The organism is Hydrogenophaga sp. 70-12, assembly GCF_001897365.1.
Lineage (GTDB): Bacteria > Pseudomonadota > Gammaproteobacteria > Burkholderiales > Burkholderiaceae_C > Hydrogenophaga > Hydrogenophaga borbori.
The window spans coordinates 1-24,288 of the sequence record NZ_MKSS01000102.1; the positions used below are offsets into that span (position 1 = coordinate 1).

At 71.5% G+C, this 24,288-nt stretch carries 22 protein-coding genes; 15 read left to right on the forward strand and 7 right to left on the reverse strand.

The features are described 5' to 3' along the window. The 12 genes from BGO22_RS06460 to BGO22_RS06515 form a co-directional block, all read left to right on the forward strand. The coding region (locus BGO22_RS06460) for a potassium/proton antiporter (protein WP_286849690.1) at positions 1-1,051 on the forward strand (1,051 nt) is incomplete at its 5' end. A 109-nt stretch (positions 1,052-1,160) separates the two neighbouring features. Further along, on the forward strand, positions 1,161-1,820 hold the full coding sequence (locus BGO22_RS06465) for a TetR/AcrR family transcriptional regulator (RefSeq protein ID WP_070398884.1): 660 nt from the start codon (positions 1,161-1,163) through the stop codon (positions 1,818-1,820). A 58-nt stretch (positions 1,821-1,878) separates the two neighbouring features. After that, positions 1,879-3,030 (forward strand): efflux RND transporter periplasmic adaptor subunit, encoded by a 1,152-nt coding sequence (locus BGO22_RS06470; protein WP_139147024.1) that lies wholly within the window; start codon positions 1,879-1,881, stop codon positions 3,028-3,030. A gap of 21 nt (positions 3,031-3,051) precedes the next feature. After that, positions 3,052-6,228, forward strand: a complete 3,177-nt coding sequence (locus BGO22_RS06475) for an efflux RND transporter permease subunit (protein ID WP_070398885.1) — start codon at positions 3,052-3,054, stop codon at positions 6,226-6,228. A gap of 49 nt (positions 6,229-6,277) precedes the next feature. Continuing rightward, positions 6,278-6,967: a protein-L-isoaspartate O-methyltransferase family protein gene (locus BGO22_RS06480; RefSeq protein WP_070398886.1), complete on the forward strand. Its 690-nt coding sequence runs from the start codon at positions 6,278-6,280 to the stop codon at positions 6,965-6,967. 14 nt (positions 6,968-6,981) lie between these two features. Further along, a complete protein-coding gene (locus tag BGO22_RS06485) occupies positions 6,982-7,329 on the forward strand; it encodes a rhodanese-like domain-containing protein (protein ID WP_070398887.1) in 348 nt (115 codons plus the stop codon). A gap of 129 nt (positions 7,330-7,458) precedes the next feature. Continuing rightward, on the forward strand, positions 7,459-8,790 hold the full coding sequence (locus tag BGO22_RS06490; protein WP_070398888.1) for a TolC family outer membrane protein: 1,332 nt from the start codon (positions 7,459-7,461) through the stop codon (positions 8,788-8,790). A 122-nt stretch (positions 8,791-8,912) separates the two neighbouring features. After that, positions 8,913-9,653 (forward strand): glycosyltransferase, encoded by a 741-nt coding sequence (locus tag BGO22_RS06495; RefSeq protein ID WP_070398889.1) that lies wholly within the window; start codon positions 8,913-8,915, stop codon positions 9,651-9,653. Next, on the forward strand, positions 9,629-11,662 hold the full coding sequence (locus BGO22_RS06500) for a 3-deoxy-D-manno-octulosonic acid kinase (RefSeq protein WP_083293136.1): 2,034 nt from the start codon (positions 9,629-9,631) through the stop codon (positions 11,660-11,662). Before BGO22_RS06495 ends, BGO22_RS06500 begins: the two co-directional genes overlap by 25 nt. Then, positions 11,659-12,906, forward strand: coding sequence for an O-antigen ligase family protein (locus BGO22_RS06505; protein ID WP_070398890.1), 1,248 nt, complete (start codon positions 11,659-11,661; stop codon positions 12,904-12,906). The genes BGO22_RS06500 and BGO22_RS06505 overlap by 4 nt, the downstream gene beginning before the upstream one ends. Then, entirely contained in the window at positions 12,903-13,982 is a 1,080-nt protein-coding gene (locus tag BGO22_RS06510; protein WP_070398891.1) for a hypothetical protein, read from the forward strand. The genes BGO22_RS06505 and BGO22_RS06510 overlap by 4 nt, the downstream gene beginning before the upstream one ends. Positions 13,983-14,004: 22 nt before the next feature. Beyond that, the gene (locus BGO22_RS06515) at positions 14,005-14,943 is read left to right on the forward strand and encodes a glycosyltransferase family 17 protein (protein WP_070398892.1); all 939 of its coding nucleotides are present in this window, start codon (positions 14,005-14,007) and stop codon (positions 14,941-14,943) included. Positions 14,944-14,959: 16 nt separating this feature from the next. On the opposite strand, the gene BGO22_RS06520 is transcribed toward BGO22_RS06515, so the two are convergent. Continuing rightward, positions 14,960-15,817 carry a glycosyltransferase family 2 protein gene (locus BGO22_RS06520; RefSeq protein ID WP_139147025.1) on the reverse strand — a complete coding sequence of 286 codons (858 nt, stop codon included), beginning with the start codon at positions 15,815-15,817 and terminating at the stop codon, positions 14,960-14,962. A 102-nt stretch (positions 15,818-15,919) separates the two neighbouring features. Then, positions 15,920-17,302, reverse strand: a complete 1,383-nt coding sequence (locus BGO22_RS06525) for a phosphomannomutase/phosphoglucomutase (protein WP_070398894.1) — start codon at positions 17,300-17,302, stop codon at positions 15,920-15,922. A 123-nt stretch (positions 17,303-17,425) separates the two neighbouring features. Here BGO22_RS06525 and BGO22_RS06530 point away from each other — a divergent pair, with 123 nt between their 5' ends. The 3 genes from BGO22_RS06530 to BGO22_RS06540 are packed head-to-tail and all read left to right on the forward strand — an operon-like array spanning position 17,426 to position 20,393. Beyond that, entirely contained in the window at positions 17,426-18,949 is a 1,524-nt protein-coding gene (locus BGO22_RS06530) for a DNA-3-methyladenine glycosylase 2 family protein (protein ID WP_286849693.1), read from the forward strand. Further along, the gene (locus BGO22_RS06535; protein WP_070398895.1) at positions 18,946-19,482 is read left to right on the forward strand and encodes a methylated-DNA--[protein]-cysteine S-methyltransferase; all 537 of its coding nucleotides are present in this window, start codon (positions 18,946-18,948) and stop codon (positions 19,480-19,482) included. Before BGO22_RS06530 ends, BGO22_RS06535 begins: the two co-directional genes overlap by 4 nt. Further along, entirely contained in the window at positions 19,479-20,393 is a 915-nt protein-coding gene (locus BGO22_RS06540; RefSeq protein WP_070398896.1) for a DMT family transporter, read from the forward strand. Before BGO22_RS06535 ends, BGO22_RS06540 begins: the two co-directional genes overlap by 4 nt. A gap of 18 nt (positions 20,394-20,411) precedes the next feature. On the opposite strand, the gene BGO22_RS06545 is transcribed toward BGO22_RS06540, so the two are convergent. The 5 genes from BGO22_RS06545 to BGO22_RS06565 form a co-directional block, all read right to left on the reverse strand. Further along, positions 20,412-20,897 (reverse strand): hypothetical protein, encoded by a 486-nt coding sequence (locus BGO22_RS06545; RefSeq protein ID WP_139147026.1) that lies wholly within the window; start codon positions 20,895-20,897, stop codon positions 20,412-20,414. Positions 20,898-20,921: 24 nt separating this feature from the next. Continuing rightward, positions 20,922-21,371: a hypothetical protein gene (locus BGO22_RS06550; protein WP_070398897.1), complete on the reverse strand. Its 450-nt coding sequence runs from the start codon at positions 21,369-21,371 to the stop codon at positions 20,922-20,924. Between the two features lie 46 nt (positions 21,372-21,417). Further along, positions 21,418-21,942, reverse strand: coding sequence for a tetratricopeptide repeat protein (locus BGO22_RS06555; protein WP_070398898.1), 525 nt, complete (start codon positions 21,940-21,942; stop codon positions 21,418-21,420). Beyond that, the gene (locus BGO22_RS06560; RefSeq protein WP_070398899.1) at positions 21,939-22,370 is read right to left on the reverse strand and encodes a hypothetical protein; all 432 of its coding nucleotides are present in this window, start codon (positions 22,368-22,370) and stop codon (positions 21,939-21,941) included. The genes BGO22_RS06555 and BGO22_RS06560 overlap by 4 nt, the downstream gene beginning before the upstream one ends. Before the next feature lie 211 nt (positions 22,371-22,581). Further along, positions 22,582-24,288: Mur ligase family protein (locus BGO22_RS06565; protein ID WP_286849696.1), on the reverse strand; the 1,707-nt coding region annotated here is incomplete at its 5' end.

The window sequence follows — 24,288 nt, forward strand, 5'->3', positions numbered from 1 at the left end:
GAAGTCGTCCGGCGTTCGGCTCAACGAGCGCGTGGCCGCCACGCTGGAGATCGAGTCGGGCATGAACGACCCGATGGCGGTCTACCTCACCCTGGCCTTCATCGGCGTGGCGCTGGCCCTGGGCAACGCGGTGGCGAACGAGGTCACGCTGGGCGGCATCGCCTGGTCGCTGCTGCTGCAGTTTGGCTGGGGCGCGGCCATGGGCCTGGGCAGCGGCTGGGGCCTGGCCGAGCTGCTCAAGCGCCTGGGGCGCGGCGCCGACGGCGGCGGCGGCATCCGCGCCCTGCTCATCGTCTCGGGTGGGCTGGCGGTGTTCGCGCTCACCACCTGGCTGGGCGGCTCGGGCTTCCTGGCGGTCTACGCCATGGGCGTGGTGGCGGGCAACCGCGCGCGCCGGCTGGTGCGCTCCTCGCTCTCGGCCATGGACGGCTACGCCTGGCTGGCGCAGGCCGGCATGTTCCTGCTGCTGGGCCTGCTGGTGTCGCCCAGCGAAATGATGGACACCTTGCTGCCGGCCCTGGGCGTGTCGCTGGTGCTGATGCTGGTGGCACGGCCGGTGGCGGTGTGGCTGTGCCTCAGGCCTTTTCACTTCTCGCCGCACGAAATCGGCTTCATCGCCTGGGTGGGCCTGCGCGGCGCGGTGCCCATCGTGCTGGCGGTGTTCCCCATGATGGCCGGCGTGCCCGGCGCGCACGGGTTCCTGGACGTCGCCTTCGTGGTGGTGCTCACGTCCCTGCTGCTGCAGGGCTCCACCATCGGCCTGGCGGCGCGCCGCGCCCACGTGGCCCTGCCGGACCTGGACGACACCGAAGAAGCCCGCCTGGTGTTCGGCGACTTCGTGCTCGACGCCAACACGCCGCTGGAGGGGCTGTGCGGCTTCTACGGGCTGCCGGTACCCGGCGAATCGGACCAGACGGTGGGCCAGTGGCTGCGCAACGAACTGCACCGCCCGCCGGTGGTGGGCGACGTGGCGGAACTGGGCAAGGCCGAAATCAGCGTGCGCGAGATGGACGCGAGCCGGATCACGCGGGTGGGCATCAAGCTGGGCTGAGCCCGCGCCGGCGGGCGTGCGCTGGCGCCGGCCCCGACTGGGCCCAGGCGGCACGCCGCATGGGCGGCTGGGGTATATTAATAACCCATCGGTCAGTAACTAGCGCCCCATGCCCGCCCCCCCCCCGTCACCGCCCGCCGAGGTCCCGCGCCGCGCCCGCCGCAAGGAAGCGCGCCCGGGTGAGCTGATCGAGGCGGCCCTGGCCCTGTTCGTCGAGAAGGGCTTCGCCGCCACGCGCGTCGAGGAGGTGGCCGCGCGCGCCGGGGTGTCCAAGGGCACGCTGTTCCTGTATTTCCCCAGCAAGGAAGACCTGTTCAAGGCCGTGGTGCGCGAAACCGTCGCGGGCCGCTTTCCGGAATGGTCGAACGAGTTGGCCGAGTTCCAGGGCGACAGCGTGGAGCTGGTGCGCTACGCCATGCACACCTGGTGGGAGCGCGTGGGCATGACGCCCGCGTCGGGCATCACCAAGCTCGTCATGGCCGAGGCGGGCACCTTCCCCGAGATCGCCAGCTTCTACCAGAACGAGGTGGTCGCCCCGGGCCACGAGCTGATCAAGCGCATCCTGCAGCGCGGCATCGACCGCGGCGACTTCCGCGAGATGCCGCTCGACTACGCGGTCTACAGCCTGATCGCGCCCATGATCTTCCTGCTCATGTGGAAACACGCCATGACGCCCTGCGCCCCGCCCTCGCAGCAGATCGATCCCCTGACCTTCATCGACACCCAGGTCGACCTGATCCTGAGCGGCATGCTCAAACGCCCGCGATGAGCCCCGCACGACCGCCCAAAAGGGCCCGCACCACAGCGCGCCGCGCGAAGGTTTCCCCATGACCACCTCCCGTCTGCGAAAGACCCTCTACTGGGCCCTGGCCGGGCTGGCCGTGGCCGCGCTGGCCTTGGGCGTGGTGCGCGCGCTGCACAAGCGCAGCGCCCAGGCCGCGCAGGCGAACGCCGCCGCCCAGGCCCTGCAGACCGCGCCGGTCTACGAGGTCGCCGCGCGCGACGTGTTCACGGTGCGCCGCCTCGCGCTGCAGCAAACGGCCGAGGTCTCAGGTTCGCTGGTGGCGGTGCAAACCGTGGCCATCAAGGCGCGCGTGGCCGGCGAGCTGCAAGGCCTGAACAAGCGCGAGGGCGACAGCGTGGCCGCCAACGAGGTGGTCGCGCGCATCGACCCGACCGAGCCGCAGGCGCGCGTGCGACAGGCCGAGCAGCAGGCCGAGTCGGCGCTGGCGCAGGTGCGCATCGCGCAGCGCAACCAGAACAACAACCAGGCCCTGGTGCAGCAGGGCTTCATCTCGGCCACCGCGCTGGACACCTCGCAGGCCAACCTGGCCGCGGCCGAGGCCAACCACCGCGCGGCCATGGCCGCGCTGGACATCGCACGCAAATCGCTCGCCGACACGGTGCTGCGCTCGCCCATCGCCGGCCAGATCGCCAGCCGGCCGGTGCGCAACGGCGAGCGCGTGGGCGTCGACACCCGCGTGCTCGAGGTGGTGGACCTCTCGGCCTTTGAGGTGGAGGCCGCGCTGAGCCCGGCCGACGCCGCGCGCATCGCCCCGGGCCAGCGCGCGCGCCTGGTGGTGGAGGGCCTGCCCGAACCGGTGAACGCCGCGGTGGCGCGCATCAACCCCAGCGTGCAGGCCGGCAGCCGCAGCGTGCTGGTCTACCTGCGGCTGACCGCCCAGCCGGGCATGCGCCAGGGCCTGTTCGCGCGCGGCGGGATCGTGGCCGGCACGGTCGAGGCCCCGGCCGTGCCGGTGTCGGCCATCCGCAACGACCGGCCCGAGCCCTACGTGCAGGTGCTGCGCGACGGCGTGGTCAAGCACGTGGCCCTGACGCCCGCGCCCACGGGCAGCGTGGACGGCGTGCCCCACCAGGCGGTGCCCGCCCTGGCCGAGGGCGACACCGTGCTGGCGGCCACGGCCGGCGCCATCCGCGACGGCACGCGCGTGAACCTGGCCGCCGCGGCCAAGCCCTGAGCCCCGGGAGCGCGACACGCCATGTGGTTCACCCAGGTCTCGCTGCGCAACCCGGTCTTCGCCACCATGGTCATGCTGGCCTTCGTGGTGCTGGGCGCGTTCTCCCTGCAGCGCCTGCAGGTGGACCAGTTCCCCAACATCGACTTTCCGGTCGTGGTGGTCACCACCACCTACCCCGGCGCCTCGCCCGAGATCGTCGAGTCCGAGGTGACCAAGAAGGTCGAGGAAGCCGTCAACGCCATCGCGGGCGTGAACAGCCTCACCTCGCGCAGCTACGAAGGCAACTCGGTGGTGATCATCGAGTTCCAGCTCACCGTGGATGGCCGCAAGGCCGCCGACGACGTGCGCGAGAAGATCGGCATCCTGCGCCCGCTGCTGCGCGACGAGGTGGACGAGCCGCGCGTGCTGCGCTTCGACCCCGCCAGCCGCTCCATCTGGTCGGTGGCCGTGGTGCCCGAGGCGGTGGACGGCCGCGCGATGTCGGCCGTGGAGCTGTCCACCTGGGCCGACCAGGTGCTCAAGAAGCGGCTGGAGAACGTGCGCGGCGTGGGCTCGGTCACGCTGGTGGGCGCCACGCGGCGCGCCATCAACATCGAACTCGACCCGGCCGCCATGCGGGCGATGGGCGTGACCACCGAGCAGATCAACGCCGCCGTCCTCAGCGAAAACCAGGACCTGCCCGTGGGCACGCTCAAGACCGGCGAGTCCGAGCGCGTGGTGCAGGTGCTCTCGCGCCTGGCCAACCCGCGCGATTTCGACGACATCATCGTCGCCCGCCGCGGCGGCCTGCCCATCAAGCTGGGCCAGGTGGCGCGCGTGAGCGACGGCACCCAGGAAGTCGAGAGCCTGTCGCTCTACAACGGCCAGCGCACCTTGTTGCTGCAGGTGCAGAAGGCGCAGGACGAGAACACCATCGCGGTGGTCGACGGCCTGAACGCGGCACTGACCGCGGTCAAGCCCGAGCTGCCGCCCGGCGTACGGCTGGAGCCCATCGCCGATGGCGCGCGACCGATCCGCGTGTCGGTGCAGAACGTGCGCCAGACGCTGATCGAGGGCGCCATCCTCACCGTGCTGATCGTCTTCCTGTTCCTCAACTCCTGGCGCTCAACGGTCATCACCGGGCTCACCCTGCCCATCGCCATCATCGGCACCTTCTTCGTGATGAACGCGTTGGGCTTCACGATCAACATGATCACGCTGATGGCGCTCACGCTCTCGGTGGGCCTGCTGATCGACGACGCCATCGTGGTGCGCGAGAACATCGTGCGCCACGTGCAGATGGGCAAGACGCCCTACCAGGCCGCCATGGAAGGCACGCAGGAGATCGGCCTGGCGGTGCTGGCCACCACGCTGTCCATCGTGGCGGTGTTCCTGCCCATCGGCTTCATGGGCGGCATCATCGGCAAGTTCTTCCACGAGTTCGGCATCACCATGGTCGCGGCCGTGCTGATCTCCATGTTCGTGAGCTTCACGCTGGACCCGATGCTGTCCTCGGTGTGGCACGACCCGGCCATCGACACGCACGGCCAGCCGCCTGGCCGCTCGCTCTACGACCGCACCCTGGGCCGCGTGACGCACTGGTTCGACCGCTTCCAGGACGACCTCGCCGACGGCTACCAGGCCGCGCTGCGCTGGTCGCTGCGGCACAAGCTGGCCACGCTGGCCCTGGCCCTGGCCACCTTCGTCGCCAGCCTGGCCCTGCTGCCGCTGCTGGGCACCGAGTTCGTGCCCAAGGCGGACTTCTCCGAGACCTCGGTCAGCTACCACACGCCAGTAGGCAGCTCCCTGCCCGCCACCGAGGCCAAGGCGCGCGAGGTCGAGGCCGTCCTGCGCACCTTCCCCGAGGTGCGGTACACGCTCACCACCATCAACACCGGCAACGCGCAGGGCTCGATGTACGCCAGCACCTACGTGCGCCTGGTGGACCGCAAGGACCGCACGCTCAGCGCCGACGCCATGTCGGCCCTGCTGCGCGACCGGCTGCGCGCGGTGCCCGGCATCACCGTCACGCACGCCGGCCTGCTCGACGCCGTGGGCGGCGGCAAGCAGATCGAGTTTTCGCTGCAGGGCGACGACCTCGACGAGCTGGAGCGCCTGAGCGCGCTGATCACCGAGCGGCTGCGGCCCATCGTCGGCCTGGTGGACCTGGACTCCAGCCTCAAGCCCGACAAGCCCACGGTGGACGTGGTGCTCAGGCGCGACCTGGCCTCCGACCTCGGCCTGTCCACCAAGGCCATCGGCAACAGCCTGCGCACCCTGGTGGCCGGCACCACCGTTGGCAACTGGCGCGCCCAGAACGGCGAGACCTACGACGTAGTGGTGCGCCTGCCCCCGCCGCAGCGCCAGCGCACGCAGGACCTGCTGCAGCTGCCGCTCAGCGTGGGCAACGCGGCCGACGGCAGCGTGCGCACCGTGCCGCTGGCGCAGGTGGCCGACATCGTGGAAGGCACCGGTCCGAACCAGATCAACCGCCGCAACCTCAACCGCGAGGTGTCCTTCAGCGCCAACGTCTACGGCCGCTCGGCCGGCGAGGTGTCGGCCGAGATCCAGCGCGTGGTCGACGGCATCGCCCTGCCGCCGGGCTACCGCACCGAGTTCAGCGGCTCCACCAAGAACATGAAGGAGTCCTTCGGCTACGCGCTGTCGGCGCTGGCGCTGGCCATCATCTTCATCTACATGATCCTGGCCAGCCAGTTCCAGAGCTTCCTGCAGCCGCTCTCGCTCATGACCTCGCTGCCGCTCACGCTGATCGGCGTGGTGCTGGCGCTGCTCATGTTCGGCTCCACCATGAGCATGTTCTCCATCATCGGCATCGTGCTGCTCATGGGCCTGGTGACCAAGAACGCCATCCTGCTGGTGGACTTCGCCATCCGCGCGCGCGAGGGCCGCGCCGGCGGCCCGCCGCTGCCGCGCGACGAAGCCCTGCTGCTGGCGGCCAAGGTGCGGCTGCGCCCCATCCTCATGACCACCCTGGCCATGGTCTTCGGCATGGTGCCGCTGGCCTTCGCGCTCACCGAAGGCTCGGAGCAGCGCGCGCCCATGGGCCAGGCCGTGATCGGCGGCGTCATCACCTCCTCGCTGCTCACGCTGGTGGTGGTGCCGGTGGTCTACGGCTACCTCGACGACCTGGCCGCCTGGCTGCGCCGAAAGGCCGGGCTGCCGCCCGCCGCCACGCCCCCGCAGGACAGTGCGCCATAGGGCGCCTCCTAAAATCCACCGGTTGTGCCGACCCCATTGGAGAAATGAGATGACCACCGCGAACAGCCTCGAACAGGCCCGCTTCAACATGATCGAGCAGCAGATCCGCCCCTGGGAGGTGCTCGATGGCCGCGTGCTCGAGCTGCTGGGCCGGGTGCGCCGCGAGGACTTCGCCCCCGCCGCCCACCGGGCCCTGGCGTTCACCGACATGGAACTGCCCCTGACCCAGCCCGCGGTCGATGGCCAGTGCATGCTGGCACCGCGCGTGCAGGCCCGCTTGGTGCAGGACCTGGCCCTCAAGCCCACCGACAAGGTGCTGGAGATCGGCACCGGCAGCGGCTACACCGCCGCCCTCATGGCCAGCCTGGCGCAGCGCGTGCTGTCGCTGGAGATCGAGCCCGCGCTGGCCTCGCAGGCCCGCACCCGCCTGATGCAGGCCGGCGTCACCAACGTCGAGGTGCGCCAGGCCGACGCTGCGGCGAACGGCTTCGCCGCCTGCCGCGCCGACGGGCCTTACGACGCCATCCTGCTCGGCGGCTCGCTGGCCGAGGTGCCGCCCGCCCTGCTGGGCCTGCTGGCGCCGGGCGGGCGCCTCGCCGCCATCGTGGGCGACGAGCCCGTGATGCGCGCCACCTTCATCACCCGCGCCGGCGAGGCCGACTACCGCAGCGCCCAGCCTTGGGACACCCTCGCGCCGCGCCTGCGCCACTTCCCCGAGCCATCGCGCTTCCGCTTCTGAACCGGCGCCACCGCATGCAAGCCATCACCCCCTCCCAGCTCGACGACTGGCTGCGCCAGGAAACCGCGGACGGCGCCGCCGCGCCCCTGCTGCTCGACGTGCGCGAGCCCTGGGAACTGCAGACCGCGAGCGTGCCGCCCGGCCCGGGCTACGAACTGCTGGCCATGCCCATGCGCAGCGTGCCCGCGCGCCTGGCCGAGCTGGACCGCGACCGCCCCATCGCCTGCCTGTGCCACCACGGCGGGCGCAGCGCCCAGGTGGCCCGCTTCCTGCAAGACCAGGGCTACACGCGCGTGGTCAACGTGCACGGCGGCATCGACCTGTGGTCGCGCGAACGCGACCTGTCGATCCCACGCTACTGATATGAAGCACCCCCTGCGCCGCTTCGCGGCTTCCCCCTCTCTCGCCTTCGGCGGGAGGGGGACGGCACCTGCGGCCCAGCAAAGCCGGTTCCGCGGTGCCCCCGGACCGTCGTCTCTGAGGAGCTACCCATGACTGTTGCTGTTCCCCTTCGTCCCTTGGCGGTTGCCGCGCTCCTGGCGCTGGGGGCGGCGTCCGGCGCGCAGGCCCAGAGCCTGGTCCAGCTGTTCGAGGCCGCGCGCGGCTTCGACGCCACCTACCTGGCCGCGCGCTCGCTGTACGAGGCCAACCTGGCCCAGGCCGACCAGGCGCGCGCCGGCCTGCTGCCCCAGGTCGGCCTGGGCGCGGGCGCCAGCTGGGCGAACCGCGACAGCAGCAACAAGCTGCTCGACGGCACCAGCAACAGCCAGAACGTGACGCTGTCGGCCAGCCAGCCGCTGTACCGGCCGGCCAACAAGCTCGCCAACGACCAGGCCATCCTGTCCAAGGACATCGCGCAGGCCCAGCTCGTGCAAGCCGAGCAGGACCTGATCGTGCGCGCCGCGCAGGCCTATTTCGACGTGCTCGCCGCCCAGGACACGCTCACCTTCGTGCGCGCGCAAAAGACCGCGGTGGAACAGCAGCTCGCCGCCGCGCGGCGCAACTTCGAGGTCGGCACCGCCACCGTGACCGACGCGCGCGAGGCCCAGGCCCGTTTCGACCTGGTGATCGCCCAGGAGATCGCGGCCGAGAACGACCTGCGGGTGAAGAAGCTCGCGCTCGACCAGCTGGTGGGCCGCAGCGGTGTGACGCCCCTGCCCCTGGCCACGCCGGTGGACCTGCCGCCGCTGGAGCCCGCCACGCCGCAGGCCTGGCTGGACCGCGCGGGCGACCGGCACCCGGTGATCCTGAGCGCGCAGCGCAACCTGGAGATCGCCAAGCTTGAAACGCAGCGCGCCGAGGCCGGCCACAAGCCCACGGTAGACCTGGTGGGCCAGTACCAGGTGGCGCGCGCGCCGTCCGGCGTGCAGGGCATTCCGGGCAACGTGCGCAACAACAACGCCAGCGTGGGCGTGCAGTTCAACATGCCGCTGTTCGCGGGCTACTCCATCCAGAACCGCGTGAAGCAGACCCTGGCGCTGGAGGAGAAGGCCCGCGCCGACCTCGACGCCGCCCGCCGCACGGTGGACCTGCGCACGCGCAGCGCCTTCCTCGGCCTGGTCTCGGGCCAGGGCCAGGTGAAGGCGCTGGAAGCGGCCGAGACCTCCAGCCAGAGCGCGCTCGAAGCCAACCAGCTGGGCTACCAGGTGGGCGTGCGCATCAACATCGACGTGCTCAACGCCCAGAGCCAGCTCTACCAGACCAAGCGCGACCTGGCCCAGGCCCGCTACAACGTGCTGCTGGGCAGCCTGCGCCTGCGCCAGGCCAGCGGCGAGCTCACGCCCGCCGACCTGCAGGCGGTCGACGCCTTGCTGGCGCGCTGAGCACCGGTCCCACCGGGTGGGCGGCGTGCGAGCCGCCCACCCTGGAGCCGATACACTCCCCCGATTGCCCACCCGCCCGGCCCCAACCGGGCGGGCCCGTTTTTCACCCTGCAGGAGATGACGTGCAAGCCGTCAACGTGCTGTGCATCAAATGGGGCCGCAAGTACGGCCCTGAATACGTCAACAAGCTCCACAGCATGGTGTCGCGCCATCTGAGCCGGCCCTTCCGCTTCGTCTGCCTCACCGACGACGCCACCGGCATCCACTCGGGCATCGAGGTCAAGCCGATTCCCGCCGTGGGCTTCGATCAGTTCGACCAGCGCAAGCCCTGGACCTTCGGCCACGGCTGGCTCAAGCTCACCAGCTTCGCCGACCCGCTGTACGACCTCAGCGGCCGCACCCTGTTCCTGGACCTGGACATCGTCATCGTCGACAGCCTCGACCCTTTCTTCGATCAGCCCGGCGAGTTCGTCGTGATCAAGGAATGGGACAAGACGGACGGCACGGGCAATACCTCGTGCTACCTCTACACCATCGGCGCCCACACCGACGCGCTGGAGCACCTGAAGACGGGCTACCCCCAGTCCATCGCCGACGTGCGCAACGAGCAGGAGTACATCACCGGCTACCTGGGCCGCCAGGGCAAGGTGAGCTTCTGGCCCGAGGGCTGGTGCGTGAGTTTCAAGCGCCACTGCATGCAGCGCGGCCTCATGGGCTGGTTCAAGCCGCCCGAGATCCCGCCGGGCGCCCGAATCATCGCCTTCCATGGCAAACCCAACCCGCCCGACGCCATCGCCGGCGTGAGCGGCAAGTGGTACCGACGCGTGCTGCCCACGCCATGGGTGGCCGAACACTGGCGTTGAACCCGCCGCGCGCCACCGCGACGCTGAGGGCCTACCGGGGCCTGAGCCGCGCGCTCGCGCCCTGGCTGCTGGGCTGGTTGTGGTGGCGCGGCCGGCGCGAACCCGGCTACCGCGAGCGCCTGGGTGAACGCCTGGGCCACCTCCCCATCGACCCCGGGCGCTTCGGCGGCCTGTGGCTGCACGCGGCCTCGGTCGGCGAGGTGCAGGCCGCGCGGCCGCTGATCGAGGCCCTGCTGCGCGACTGGCCCGCGCACGCCCTCACCGTCACCACGCAGACGCCCACGGGCGCGGCCGCGCTGCGCGCCGCCTGGGGCGATCGCATCGCGCACCGCTTCGCGCCGCTGGACACGCCGGGCGCGGTGCGCCGCTTTCTCGACCGGCTGCAGCCGCAGGCCCTGGTGCTGGTGGAGCGCGAGCTGTGGCCGCAGTGGCTGTTCGAATGCGCCGAGCGGGCGCTGCCGGTGCTGCTGGCCAACGCGCGCCTGTCCGAGGCGTCCGCGCGCACCTACAGCCGCTGGCCGGGTCTGATGCGGCACGCCTGGCCCCGGCTCGACGTGGCCGCCGCCGACGGGGCCTCGGCCGAGCGCTTGCGCGCGCTGGGCGTGCCGGCGCAGCGGCTGGCGCTCACGGGCAACCTCAAGTTCGACGCCGCCCCGCCCGCGCAGGCGCAGGCCCTGCCGCCCGAACTGCGATCGCGTCGCCTGGTGGTCGCCGGCAGCACGCACGAAGGCGACGAAGCCGCCTGGCTCGACACCTGGCGCGGCCTGCGCGAGCGCCACCCCGACGCCCTGCTCGTGCTCGTGCCGCGCCACCCGCAGCGCTTCGACGCCGTGGCGGCCGAGCTGCGGCGCCGCGGCCTGGCCTTCGCGCGCCGCAGCGCGGGCGACGCCGTGGAGCCGCAGACCAGCGTGCTGCTGGCCGACACCATGGGCGAGTTGATGCACTGGTACCGCCACGCCAGCCTGTGCTTCGTCGGCGGCACGCTGGCGCCCGTGGGCGGCCACAACCCGCTGGAGCCCATGGCCCTGGGCCAGGCCTTCCTGTTCGGCCCGCACACCACCAACGCGCCCACCCTGTTCGCCGACGCCCAGGCCGCTGGCGCCGGGCTGGCGGTGCACGACGCGGCCACGCTGGAGCGCGCGGTGGACGAGGCCCTGCGCGACCCCGCCGCCTGGGCCGCGCGCGGCGCGGCGGCGCGCGGCCTCATCGACGCCCACCGCGGCGCGGCGCGGCGCACCCAGGCCCACCTGCGCGCGCGGCTGGGCGATGTCGACGGCTCGGCGCTCGGACCGGTGCGGGTCACCGCGCAAGGTGGCGACACGCTGTGGCACGACCCGCGCCGCGTCGACGCGACCGACGCGCCCCACCTGTTCGAGGCCGAGGCGCCCGCCGAACACCTGGCCACCGGCAGCGGCCGCGGCCAGGCGCGGCTCGTGCAGCACCAGGGCCAGGGCCTGGTGCTGCGCCACTACCGGCGCGGCGGCCTCATGGCCCGCCTGAGCGAAGACCGCTTCCTGCGCGAGCCCGCGCACCGCAGCCGCGCCATGCGCGAATTCGCGCTGCTGCGCCTGCTGCGGTCCTGGCGGCTGCCCGTGCCCGAGGCCGCGCTCGCGCGCCACCGCTCCCACGGGCTGGTCTACAGCGCCGACATTGCGGTCGGCCTGATCCCGGGCAGCCGCAACCTCGTGCAGCGACTGCAGTCCGCGCGCCCCACGCCAGCGGACTGGGCGGCCCTGGGCCGCGCCATTCGCGCCCTGCACGACCGACAGGTCTTCCACGCCGACCTCAACGCCCACAACCTGCTGCTCGACGCGCCTGGCCGTGCCTGGGTGGTCGACTTCGACAAATGCGCCGTGCGCCCGGGCGACGCCTGGAAAGCGGACAACCTCGCGCGGCTGCATCGCTCGCTGCGCAAGGAAGCGACGCGCGTGCACCCGTACCACTGGGACGAAGCCGACTGGACCCACCTCACCACGGCCTACGAGCGGCCCGACGACACCCTCCCATGAGCTTCACCCACGCCTGTTCCACTGGCGCCCGCGCCACCCTGGTGCTGTGCTTCCTGGCCTTCCCCATGTCCGTGGCCCTGGCCAACGTGGCCCTGCTGCTGACCCTGCTGCTGTGGCTGCTCTCGCTCGCCGGCGCGCCGGCGCGCGCCGAGCTGCGCGAGGCCCTGCGCAATCCGCTGGCTGCGCCCGCGCTCGCGCTGTTCGCCTGGATCGTGATCGCCGTGGCCTGGTCGCCGGCCGACCCCCAGGGGGTTTTGGGCGCCGTGCAGAAGTACCTGAAATTCCTGATGGTGCCGATGTTCATCGCGCTGCTGCAGGACCCGGCCACCCGCCGGCGCTGCTGGCACGCCTTCATGCTGGCCCTGCTGTTCACACTGGCGGTCACGTGGCTCAGCGTGTGGATAGAGATTCCCTGGACGCGCGCCAGCCGCTTCGGACGGGTCAATGACCACACGGTGTTCAAAGACCACATCTCGCAAGGCTTGATGATGACGGTGTTCGCCACGATCGCTGCCCTGGTCGCCATCACCTCCAGCAAAACCGTGTGGCGGTGGCTCGCCGGCGCACTCTGGGTGCTCGCCACCGGTTCCATCCTCTTCCTGTCCGAGGGTCGTACGGGCTACCTTGCCTGGGCTGCGTCCAGTGGCGTGTTCGCCGTCACACTGGCCTTCGCGCACTCCAGGCGCGCCGTTCTCGGCGCCGTGGTGGGCCTGGTGGCCGTGGGGGCGTTGGTTTTCGCCACCTCTCCAGTGTTCCAGGAACGAGTGGCCAATGCGTGGCGAGACATGCGCACCGCTCAGTTGGACAACACCCCCGGCGCCGTGGTCACCTCCACCGGCGCGCGCGTCGAGATGGCCCGCTTCGCCCTCGACGCCTCGCTCCAGGCCCCGGTGTTCGGCCACGGCACCGCGTCCTATCCCGTACTGGCCAAGCAGCACTTCACCAGCACCGAGTGGTGCTCGGTGGTGTGCCCGCACCCGCACAACCAGTTTCTCTTCTTCCTGGTCGAACAGGGCGCCATCGGCCTGCTGCTGTTCCTGTGGTTCATCGCCGCCATCGCGCGCGAGGGCTGGCGGCACGACCTGCCGCGGCGCGCCTTCTCCCTGGCCTTCGTGGCCACGCTGGCGGCGGCCTGCCTCTCGCACAGCTCGTTCTGGTTGTCGACCGAGAACCATTGCCTCATTCTCATGAGCGCGCTCACCATGGCCAGCCTGCGCGCGCGGCGCGCGCCGGTGTCCGCATGACCCGCCTCACCATCGCCTTCCATTCCAACCAGATCTCGCTGCGCGGCACCGAGGTGGCCCTGTACGACTACGCGGTCGGTGCCGAGGCGGTGCTGGGCCACCGCGCCGTGATCCTGCACGACGCCACCCACCCGGGCAACGACGGGCAGGCGATCGCCAAGTTCCGCGCGCGCTTCGAGGTGGCCGCGTACCGCGATCGCGGCGAACTCGACGGCCTGCTGCAGCGCCACGGCGCGCAACTGCTGTACGCGATCAAATCGGGCAAGAACGATGGCCTGATGTCGCACACGGTGCCCACCATGGTGCACGCGGTCTTCCCCACGCACCCGCGCCAGATGCATGGCGCGTCCTACGCCTTCATCTCCGAGTGGCTGAGCCGGCGCTGCAGCGCCGGCCGCATCCCGGCCGTGCCGCACATCGTGAGCCTGCCCGCCGAGGACAGCGACCTGCGCGCCGAACTGGGCATTCCCACGAAAGCCAAGGTGCTGGGCTGCCACGGCGGCGCGCACAGCTTCGACGTGCCGGCGGCCATCGAGGCGGTGAAGCGCGTGCTGGCCACGCGCGACGACACCTGGTTCCTCTTCCTCAACATCGAGCCCTTCGTCGACCACCCGCGCGCCCGCTTCCTGCCCGGCACCAGCGACCTGGTGTTCAAGACGCGCTTCATCAACAGCTGCGACGCCATGCTGCACGCGCGCCTGCAGGGCGAGTCCTTCGGCCTGGCCTGCGGCGAGTTCTCCGTCCGCAACAAGCCGGTGTTGACCTACGCGCGCAGCAAGCACCGCCACCACCTGGACGTGCTGGGCGACGCCGGCTGGCCCTACCGCGACGCCGACGACCTGGTGCGCCGCATCGAATCGCTGGACCCCGCCGCCGTCCGCGCGGGTTCCTGGGACCGCTACACGCCGCTCTACAACCCCGAGCGCGTGATGGGCCTGTTCGACCAACACCTGATCCAACCCGCGCTGCGCAACCCCTCGCGCGAGCGGCCCCAGTTGCACGTGCCCTGGGTGGACACCCTGGCCTATTGGCGACTGAAGCTGGACATGCGACTGCGGCGCGGCGCGCGCCTGTGACACCGACGAAACGGCCCTTCCCATGAGCCTGCCTCTCTTCGAACCCCGGGATCCCGGCGCCGCGCCAAGGGTCTACGACTGCTTCACCTACGACGGCGAAGACTGCCTGGATCTGAGGCTGCGCGCGCATTGGGACCGCGTCGACGTCTTCGTCATCGTCGAGGCCTCGCTGACCTTCGCGGGGCAGGCCAAGGCCCTGAGTTTCGACCCGGCGCGCTTCGACTGGGCCATGCCCAAGATCCGCTACCTCCCCTTGAGCGAGGAGAGCTTCGCGGGCTGCAAGACGGCCTGGGACCGCGAGCGCCGCCAGCGCGATGCCCTGCGCCAGGGCTATGCCGATGCGGCCGACGACGACGTGGTGGTCATCGCCGATGTCGACGAGATCCTGCGGCCGGAGAAGATCGGGCCCGTGCCCGCGGGCGAGGTTCAGGTCTTCGAGCAGCTCATGCTCTATTTCTACTGCGACTACCTCATGATCTCGGAGCCGTTCTGGCGCAAGGCCATCGCCGTCAGTGGCGCCGATGCCCTGCGCCACACGCCCGAAGACCTGCGCAACGACAAGGCGCTGAGGCAATCGATGCGCGAGGTGGTGATTCCCGACGCCGGCTGGCACTTCAGCTACCTGGGCGGCATGGAGATGATCGAAAAGAAGCTGGAGCGCTTCTCGCACCAGAACCTCAACAAGCCAAAGTACCGCGACCGCCAGAAGAACCTGGCGCGCCTGTACGCCGGCAAGGACATCTACCACCGCCCCAAGCAATGGGGCCGCGTGCAGCTCACGGCCGGGCAATGGGCCCCCGAGGTCGTGGAGCGCTGGTTTCGCGAGCGTCCCGAGCTGCGCGCGCCCGAGGATATCCGCAGCGCCGGAAGCCTGACCGACGTGCTACAGCGTCAGCGCGAGCGGCCGCGCTGGCGGCGCACCTGGGACAAGCTGCGCCTGCGGATCTGGAACGCCTTCTGAGGCCCCGCGCCGGCCGCTACGGCCGCCAGCGCGCCAAGCCCATCCAGCGGCCCGCCATGCGCGCCAGCAGGCGCGGCGACCAGGCGATGGCGCGCAGCGGCAGCGCCACCGTGGTGCCCAGCAACACGCTCCAGCGCTGCCGCCGCGCCTGCGCGGGCGAGCGGTGCTTGGCCGTGTAGATCAGCTTGGACTGCGCGTGGTGGTAGCCGCGCAGGTACTCGCTTTTCCAGGGCGCCTTGCCTTTGACGGAGCCGCGCGCGCGGTGCACCGCCATCACGGCGGGCCACACCACCAGCGGGCGCTGGTGCTGGAACAGGCGCAGGCAGAGGTCGTCGTCTTCGTAGTACAGGAAGAAACGCTCGTCGAAGAAGCCCACGCCCTCGAAGCGTGCCAGGCGAAACAGCATGGCCGCGCCGACCACGAAGCCCACGCAGGCCGGGCCCTCGGCACCGGGGCCGCGCGAAGGCCACAGCGTGCTGGGCCAGCGGTAGTTCACGTCGGGCCGGCCCGGCGCGCCTTCCAGCTGCGGCGCGACGACGGCGGCCTCGGGCATCGCCTGGGCGGCGCGCACCAGCTCGCGCAGACCGTCCGGCGTGACCTCGCAGTCGGGGTTGAGCAGGAAGGCGAAGGGCGTCTTCACCTGCGCGATGGCACGGTTGTTGGCCGTGCCGAAGCCCAGGTTGCGGCCATGCTCCAGCACCGTGGCGCGCGGCCAGCGCGCGCGCGCCTGCCCGGGCGTGCCATCGCCGCTGCCGTTGTCGGAGATGACGATGTTCGGGCAGTGGGCGAGCAGGCCGTCCAGCGCGTCCAGGCAGTGCGCGCTGTGGAAGGTGACCAGCACCACGGTCACGTCATTGAGCAGATCCTCAGCCATGCGTGCCCTCATCGGGAAATGCCGCGGAACCGGCTTTGCCGGGCCGCTGGCATTGCCCCCTTGAGGGGGTGGCGCGAAGCGCCGCGGGGGTGTTCATATTTGTCAATGCGCGCTCGCGCCCACGACGGCGTCGGGCTTGGCCTGCTTCAGCAGGTCCAGCATCGTCGCCTCGATGCGGTGCAGCGCCTCGGTCGTCTGGCCTTCGAAGCGCAGCACCAGCACCGGCGTGGTGTTGGAGGCGCGGATCAGCCCGAATCCGTCGGGCCAGTCCACGCGCACCCCGTCGATGGTGGAGACCCGCGCCGGCGCCTCGAAGCGCGCCAGGTCCACCAGCGCCTTCACCACCGCGTGCGGCTCGCCCTCGGCGCAGGCCACGTTGAGCTCGGGCGTGCTGTGGCTGGTGGGCAGGCCGTTGAGCACGGCGTTGGCGTCGGGGTGGCGGCTCAGGATCTCCAGCAGGCGCGCGCCCGCGTAGCTGCCGTCGTCGAAGCCGAACCAGCGCTCCTTGAAGAAGATGTGGCCGCTCATCTCGCCGCCGAGCGGGCTGTCCAGCTCCTTCATGCGCGCCTTGATCAGCGAGTGGCCGGTCTTGTAGATGTGCGGCACGCCGCCGGCGGCCTCGATGGCCGGGCCCAGGCGCTGCGAGCACTTGACGTCGTAGACGATGGCGCCGCCCGGCACGCGCGACAGCACGTCCCGCGCGAACAGCACCATCTGGCGGTCGGGGAAGATGTTGTGGCCGTCCTTGGTGACGATGCCCAGGCGGTCGCCGTCGCCGTCGAAGGCCAGGCCCAGCTCGGCGTCGGTCTCGGCCAGGGCGCGGATCACGTCGCGCAGGTTCTCGGGCTTGCTCGGATCGGGGTGGTGGTGGGGGAAGTTGCCATCGACCTCGCTGAAGAGTTCGATCACCTCGCAGCCCAGGGCGCGGAACAGCGCGGGCGCCGAGGCGCCGGCCACGCCGTTGCCGCAGTCCACCACGATCTTCATCGGCCGCGCCAGCTTCACGTCGCCCACGATGCGGTCGCGGTAGGGGCCGGCCACGTTGACGTGGCGCACCCGCCCGCCCTCGGCGCGCTCGCCGCCGTCGCGCTCGATGAGCTGGCGCAGGGCCTGGATGTCATCGCCGTAGATGGCCCGGCCGCCCAGCACCATCTTGAAGCCGTTGTAGTCCTTCGGGTTGTGGCTGCCGGTGACCTGGATGCCGCTGTGGCACAGCGTGGCGGCAGCGAAGTACAGCATGGGCGTGGTGACCACGCCGACGTCGATGACGTCGATGCCGGCCGCCACCAGGCCCCGGATCAGCGCGGCCGACAGCGCCGGTCCGCTCAGCCGCCCGTCGCGGCCCACGGCCACGGTGCGCTCGCCCTGGCGGCGCGCCACGGTGCCGAACGCCAGGCCCAGCGCCTCGGCCACGCGCTCGTCCAGCGTGCTCGGGACCACGCCACGGACGTCGTAGGCCTTGAAGATGGAGGCGGACACTTGCATGCAGGGGCTCCCGTGAGGTGATGGCAAAGCGGGCATTGTAGGAAGCGGGGGCCAGGCCCCTGTTACAGGATCATGTCCGGAAACGGCGGGTCGGCCGGCGCACGCGGGCCTACCATGGCCGCCATGGACACCCGAACCGCCACCGACGACGACGCCCGCTACCTGGCGCTGTGCGCGCGCGACGCCCGCTTCGACGGCCGCTTCTTCACCGGCGTCACCTCCACCGGCATCTACTGCCGCCCGGTCTGCGCGGTGCGCACGCCGCGGCGCGCCAACTGCCGCTTCTTCGACCACGCGGCCCAGGCCGAGCGCGCTGGCTTTCGCCCCTGCCTGCGCTGCCGCCCCGAGCTGGCTCCGCTGTCGCGCGCCTGGTCGACGCAGGACGCCAGCGAGCTGCTGGTGCAGCACGCCAGCCGGCTGCTGGACGACCCCGCCCAATGGACCGGCGACGACGGCCCCGCCATGCAGCGCCTGGCCGCCCGGCTGGGCGTAAGCGACCGCCACCTGCGCCGCGTGTTCGAGGCCCGGCTGGGCGTGTCGCCCCTGCAGGTGCTGCACACGCGCCGCCTGCTCGCGGCCAAGCAGCTGCTCACCGACACGCGCCTGAGCGTGTCCGCCGTGGCCGCCGCCAGCGGCTTCGCCAGCCTTCGCCGCTTCAACGCCGCGCTGCTGGAGCGCTACGGCCTGAGCCCCACGGCCATGCGCCGGCGCGGCAGCAGCAGCGAAGCGGGCAGCCAGGCCATCGCCTTGGGTTGGCGCCCGCCGCTGGACGTGGCGCCGCTGCTCGCCTTCCTCGACGCGCGCCGCCTGCCCGGCGTGGACGCGACCGACCTGGCCGCCCTGCGCTACTGGCGCACGCTGCGCCTGCACACGCCCTCGGGCGCGCACACCGGCTGGTTCGGCCTGCGCTTCGAGCCCGAGCGCCACCGCGTCTGGCTGCACGCCAGCGACGGCCTGCTGCCCGCCCTGCCCACGCTGATCTGGCGCGTGCGCGCGCTGTGCGACCTGGACGCCGACCCGCACGCCATCGACGCCGTGCTGGGCACGCACTTCCCCGGTGGCGCCGGCCTGCGCGTGCCCGGCGCCATCGACGGCTTCGAGCTCGCCGTGCGCGCCGTGCTGGGCCAGCAGGTCACGGTGGCCGCCGCGCGCACCCTGGCCGGGCGGCTGGTGGCGCGCTTCGGCGAGCCGCTGGACACCCCCGATCCGGCGCTCAACCGCCTCTTCCCCACGCCCCAGGCGCTGGCCGAAGCCAGCGGCGAAGACCTCGGCGCGCTGGGCATCGTGCGCCAGCGCCAGGCCGCCATCCAGGCGCTGGCGCGCGCCGTGGCCGACGGCACGCTGGACCTGGGCCCGCACGCCGACCTGGCCACCACCACGCGGGCGCTCACCGCCCTGCCCGGCATCGGCGCCTGGACGGCCCAGTACATCGCCATGCGCGCGCTGCGCTGGCCCGACGCCTGGCCCGCGGCCGACGTCGCCCTGCACAACACCCTGGGCTTGAGCGGGACGCCGCGCGAGCGCGAACGCGCCTGCGAGGCCCTGGCCCGGGCCTGGCAGCCCTGGCGCAGCTACGCCGTGCTGCGCGCCTGGGCCGGCCTCTACCGCGCGGCCCCTCCCCCCCCCCCCGCCACGGATTCGCCATGAAACTGCCCCACACCCTCACCCAGGCCACCATCGCCACCCCCCTGGGCCCCATGCGACTGGCCGCCACCGAGTGCGCCTTGGCCGGTGCCTGGTTCCACGACCAGCGCTACGCGCCCGAGCCCGCCCTGGTCGCGTCGTGGCGACCCGATCCGCACCATCCCGTGCTGCGCGAAACGGCCCGTCAGCTCGCCGACCACTTCGCCGCGCGGCGGCAGGCCTTCGACCTGCCACTCGACCTGTCCTTCGGCACGCCCTTCCAGACCGCCGTCTGGCGGGCGCTGTGCGCCATCCCAGCCGGGCACACGCTGAGCTATGGCGAACTCGCCCGCCGGCTGGACGCACCCAACGCCGTGCGCGCCGTCGGCGCGGCCGTGGGCCGCAACCCGCTCAGCGTCGTGGTGCCCTGCCACCGCGTGCTGGGCGCGCGCGGCGGGCTCACCGGCTATGCTGGCGGGCTGCCGCGCAAACAGGCCCTGCTGCGGCTCGAAGCCACCGGGCGGCCAGCCCCCCTACCCACCCCCATGCCCGCATGACACCCCTGCTGCTGCTCGAATTCGTCGCGCTCGCCGCCCTCTGGGGCGCGTCCTTCCTGTTCATGCGCCTGGGCGCTGCCGAGTTCGGGCCTGTGCCCACGGCGGGGCTTCGCGTGGGCATCGCGGCCTTGTGCCTGCTGCCCATGTTCCTGAAGGCCGCCGTCTGGACCGACTTCCGCGCGCGCTGGCGGCCCATCCTGGTGGTGGGCCTTCTCAATTCGGGCCTGCCCTTCCTGCTGTTTTCGTTCGCGGTGCTGCACATCCCCACGGGGGTCTCGGCCATCCTGAACGCCACGGTGCCGCTCACCGGCGCGCTGGTGGCCTGGCTCTGGCTGAAGGACCGCCCGGGTGGCTCGCGTATCCTGGGGCTGGTGATCGGATTCGTCGGCGTCACGCTGCTGGTGTTGGGCAAGTCGGGCGTGGACGCACGCGGCGCGACCAACGCGCAAGGCTCCGTCATGTCGCTGGTGGCCATGGGCGCCTGCCTGCTGGCCACGCTCTGCTACGGCATTGCCGCCAGCTTCACCAAACGTTACCTGTCGGGCGTGGACCCGCTGGCCTCGGCCAGCGGCAGCCAGATCGGCGCGGCGCTGGCGCTGGCCCTGCCCATGGCCTGGCTGTGGCCCGCGCAGCCAGTGAGCGCGGGTGCCTGGACGGCCGTGGTGGCACTGGCCGTGCTGTGCACCTCCATTGCTTACATCCTTTACTTCCACCTCATCGAACGCGCCGGGCCGGCCAAGGCCCTCACCGTGACCTTCCTGATCCCGGTGTTCGCCCTGGTCTACGGCGCGGTGTTCCTGGGCGAAATGGTGAGCGCATGGATGGTGGGCTGCGGCCTGGTCATCGTGTGTGGCACGGCGCTGTCGACGGGCTTGGTGAAGGTGCGCGCGCTGGAAAAGGCGGCGCGCTGAACCTCGGGGCCTGCCGGCTCAGCCGAACAGCCGCAGGTGGAGATAGCGCATCGCGCCGGTAAGCAATCCACCGGCCACACCGGTCAAGGGAATGACCATGGCCGGATGCCGTTCGATGGGCAGGCTGTCCACGTCCTGGTCGAGATACGCAGCCGCATAGACCACAGGTGCCAGCAATGCCGCACCGCAGCACCCCCAGGCCACAACCGAAGGCAGCCACTTGGGGTACCGGCGTTCGCCGGTGGCATCCTCTCGAACAGTGATTCGTTCCTGGGTCATCGACAACGGGAAAGCGGGGACGATCAGCAGCTTGTTCTGAGCGGCTTCAACCCGCTCCCGCGTTGCGGGTTGGCTGGACGCGTCGGGAGAAGTTCCGCCAATGCCGTCCTCTGCTGGTGGCTCATCCGAGCTCGATGACACGTCCACCGTGCCGCTGCGGCTCTGCGGCGGCGTGGTCCTGGCTGGCGGGGTGAAGCGGTGCCCCAGGGAATTTTTCTGGCCCATCGATGCCCTCCGGGCGTGAAGCGGTTATGCGCAATGGGGCTCAACGTAGTGCCCCATGGCCCAGGTCACCGTGCCGGCAAGGCAGCCACCGAGGACGGCGAGGACGGCCCGGCCAAGATACTCATCCGTATGACCCGTCAGCATGAAGGGCACGCCCAAGAAGATGGTTGTCGCGACGCCCGCCGTGATCCCGGCCACCCCGCCCTTGCCCAAACATTGGCGCACAGCCTTGCCGTCCGGGCAAGGCCGTGCCTCTGGCAGCGAGGGGCAACAGTTCAGCTTGCTCAGGACCTGCATCAGCAGCCCTGGTTGAGGCGCCGGCGCGCCTTGTGGCTGTGTCCCCGGAACATCGGCGTCCAGGGGGACTTGGTGCTCGTTGTCCAAGCCGGTTGGCTTGGCGGTGGCGCCCTGGGCCGCGACCACCGCGGGCAATGGTCCGGTGGACAGGTGGTTTGACGGGCTGGTCCGTTGCATGAATCTCTCCTGAAACGACGCAATTTCGATGTGGCGACACGCGCCGCTAACTCAGACGCACCACCCGCGCCATCGCCTCGGTCTGCAGATGGTGGTAGCGCTCGTCGCCGCGCCCCAGGGCCACGGCGTGCTCGTAGGCCTGTTGCGCTTCTTCGGTCTCGCCCAGCGCGGCGCAGCACTCGCCCATGCGAAAGGCCGATGGCGCGTGGGTGGCGTCCTGGCCCAGCGCCAGCAGATACATCACCGCCGCTTCGCGGTAGCGCTGGCGCTTCTGCAGGCACAGGCCCGCGAGGTAGCTGTACTTGACCGAGCGCGCCTCATGCGCCACCAGGGCCAGGCTCACGGGCAGGGCGCGCTCGTGATCGCCTGCCTCGTAGAGCTGCATCGCCACCGCATACAAGGCCTCGTAGTCTTCATGGTTCATGCCACGCAGGTCACCCGGGCTGTGGCCGGACCGCAGCGCGTCTGCGCACTGCTCAAGCAAGGTCCCCATGCCGGCGAGGGACTGACATGAAGCGGCGATGGCGCCTTCGATGACGGGATCGGGGTGGACGGGGAGCGAATCGATCATGGCTGTTGCTCCGCCGAGCCGTCGGTTGTGGACGCCCGGTAGGCCATGTCCAGAAACCCGCCGATGACCAGACCACCAGCGCCGGCCGCGGCGACCCAGCCAACGACGGCCCCCAGCGGCACGGAGCCTTCCTTCACCAGGACGGTTGCCATGGTGCTGGTGGCCATGGCCGCCCCACCCAGACCCCCCTTCAGGCCGGGTGGCAGCTGGTCCCAGTTCAGTCCGCAGAGCGAACCGGTCAAACCGGCTTGGGCCCGCAGCACGGCGTCTGCCTCCGGCTCTTCACCCGCCTGAGGCTCGGTGCCCGGAACATGGCGGGGTGGTGGATGGCTGTCGGCGCCGGCCACGACCAGCGCCGTGAGCGACTTATCGGTGGCGACCGGGCCATACCCGAAGGCCCCCTTGACCGCGTTGGTGAACGCCTGCATGAAACCCTCCTGAAGGTGTGACAGCCTTCGCCGAAGCACGGTGCCACGGCGCGCTCGCCGGCAGCCGGGCGAACGGCGTCTGAGTGGCGCCGCGCCTGCCGTGGTTCGGGGCACGGTGCCCCCATCAGGCAAACATAAAAAAGGCCTCCACGGTGTGGAGGCCTTGTGCGCGGCGCCGCTCGGGTGCGCGATCTGTTCAGAACCCGGGGTGTCAGGCCGGCACGACCGCTTCCTGTCGCGTGCGCATCTGCAGGTGGGCCAGCGCCGCCTCCACCTGGTCCACCAGCACCAGGCACAGGTCGCCGGGCTGCAGGCGCTCCAGCGCGGCGTCGATGGCGTTGAACTCGCCCCGGATTTCCAGCACCTCGCGCACGCGCGGGGCGCCCGCCAGGCCTTCGCGCAGCAGGCCGATCACCTCGCCGTCGGCGCGGCCGCGCTGGCAGACGTCCTGGTACAGCACGACCTCGTCGAAGGCCTTGCCCAGGATCTGCGTTTGCTCGCGGATGTCCTGGTCGCGCCGGTCGCCGGCACCGCTGATGACCACCGAGCGGCGCTGCGCCGGCAGCGCCTCCACCGCCTGCACCAACGCGCGCATGGCGTCGGGGTTGTGACCGTAGTCGGCGATCACGGTGGCGCCGCGGTACTCCATCACGTTGAAGCGGCCGGGCGCGTTGTGGGCGTCGTTGTGGAAGCTGGCCAGGCCACGGCGGACCGTGTCCCAGGCCAGGCCCGCGCCCCAGGCGGCCGCGATGGCGGCCATGGCGTTCTCGACCTGGAAGCCGATCTGGCCGTTGCGCGTGATGGGGATACCCGAGAGCTCGAAGCGCTCGCTGAACCCGCCCTGCTCGGCCACCACCGCGCCGTTGTCCACGTAGACCACGCGGCGGCCCTGGGCGCGGTGCGTGGCCATCACGGGCTGCTGGCGGTCCTGCGCAAAATAGATCACCTCGCCGGGGCAGTTGTGGATCATGTCGGCCACGATGGGGTCGGCCGCGTTGAGCACGGCGTAGCCGGTCTCGGCCACGTTCTGCACGATGACGCGCTTGAGCACCGCCAGGTCCTCGACCGTGGTGATGTAGTTCAGGCCCAGGTGGTCGCCCGCGCCCACGTTGGTGACCACCGCCACCTGGCAGCGGTCGAAGCCCAGGCCCTCGCGCAGCACGCCGCCGCGCGCGGTCTCGAACACGGCGGCGTCGACGTCGGGGTGGGCCAGCACGTTGCGCGCGCTGCGCGGGCCGGCGCAGTCGCCGCTGTCGGTCTGGTGGCCGTTGACGTAGACGCCGTCGGTGTTGGTCATGCCCACGCGCAGGCCGCTGGACGCGAACAGGTGGGCGATCAGGCGCACGGTGGTGGTCTTGCCGTTGGTGCCGGTGACGGCCACCACGGGGATGCGGCCGTCGCCGCCATCGGGGTACATGTCCTCGATCACCGCCTGGCCAACGTCGCGCGCATGGCCGTAGGAGGGCGAGAGGTGCATGCGCAGACCGGGCGCCGCGTTCACCTCGACGATGCCGCCGGCCTGGTCTTCCAGCGGCTTGAGCATGGTCTCGCAGACCACGTCCACGCCGCAGATGTCCAGGCCGATCATCTGCGCCGCCGCCACGGCGCGCGCGGCGATCTCGGGGTGCACGTCGTCGGTGACGTCGGTCGCGGTGCCGCCGGTGCTCAGGTTGGCGTTGTTGCGCAGCACCACGCGGCGGCCCTTGGCCGGCACGCTGTCGGCCTGCAGGCCCTGCACGGCCAGGCAGCCCAGGGCGATGTCGTCGAAGCGGATCTTGGTGAGCGCGGTGGCGTGGCCCTCGCCGCGGCGCGGGTCGGCGTTGACGATGTTCACCAGTTCGCGCACCGTGTGCACGCCGTCGCCGGCCACCTGCGGCGGGTCGCGGCGCGCGGCCGCCACCAGGCGATCGCCCACCAC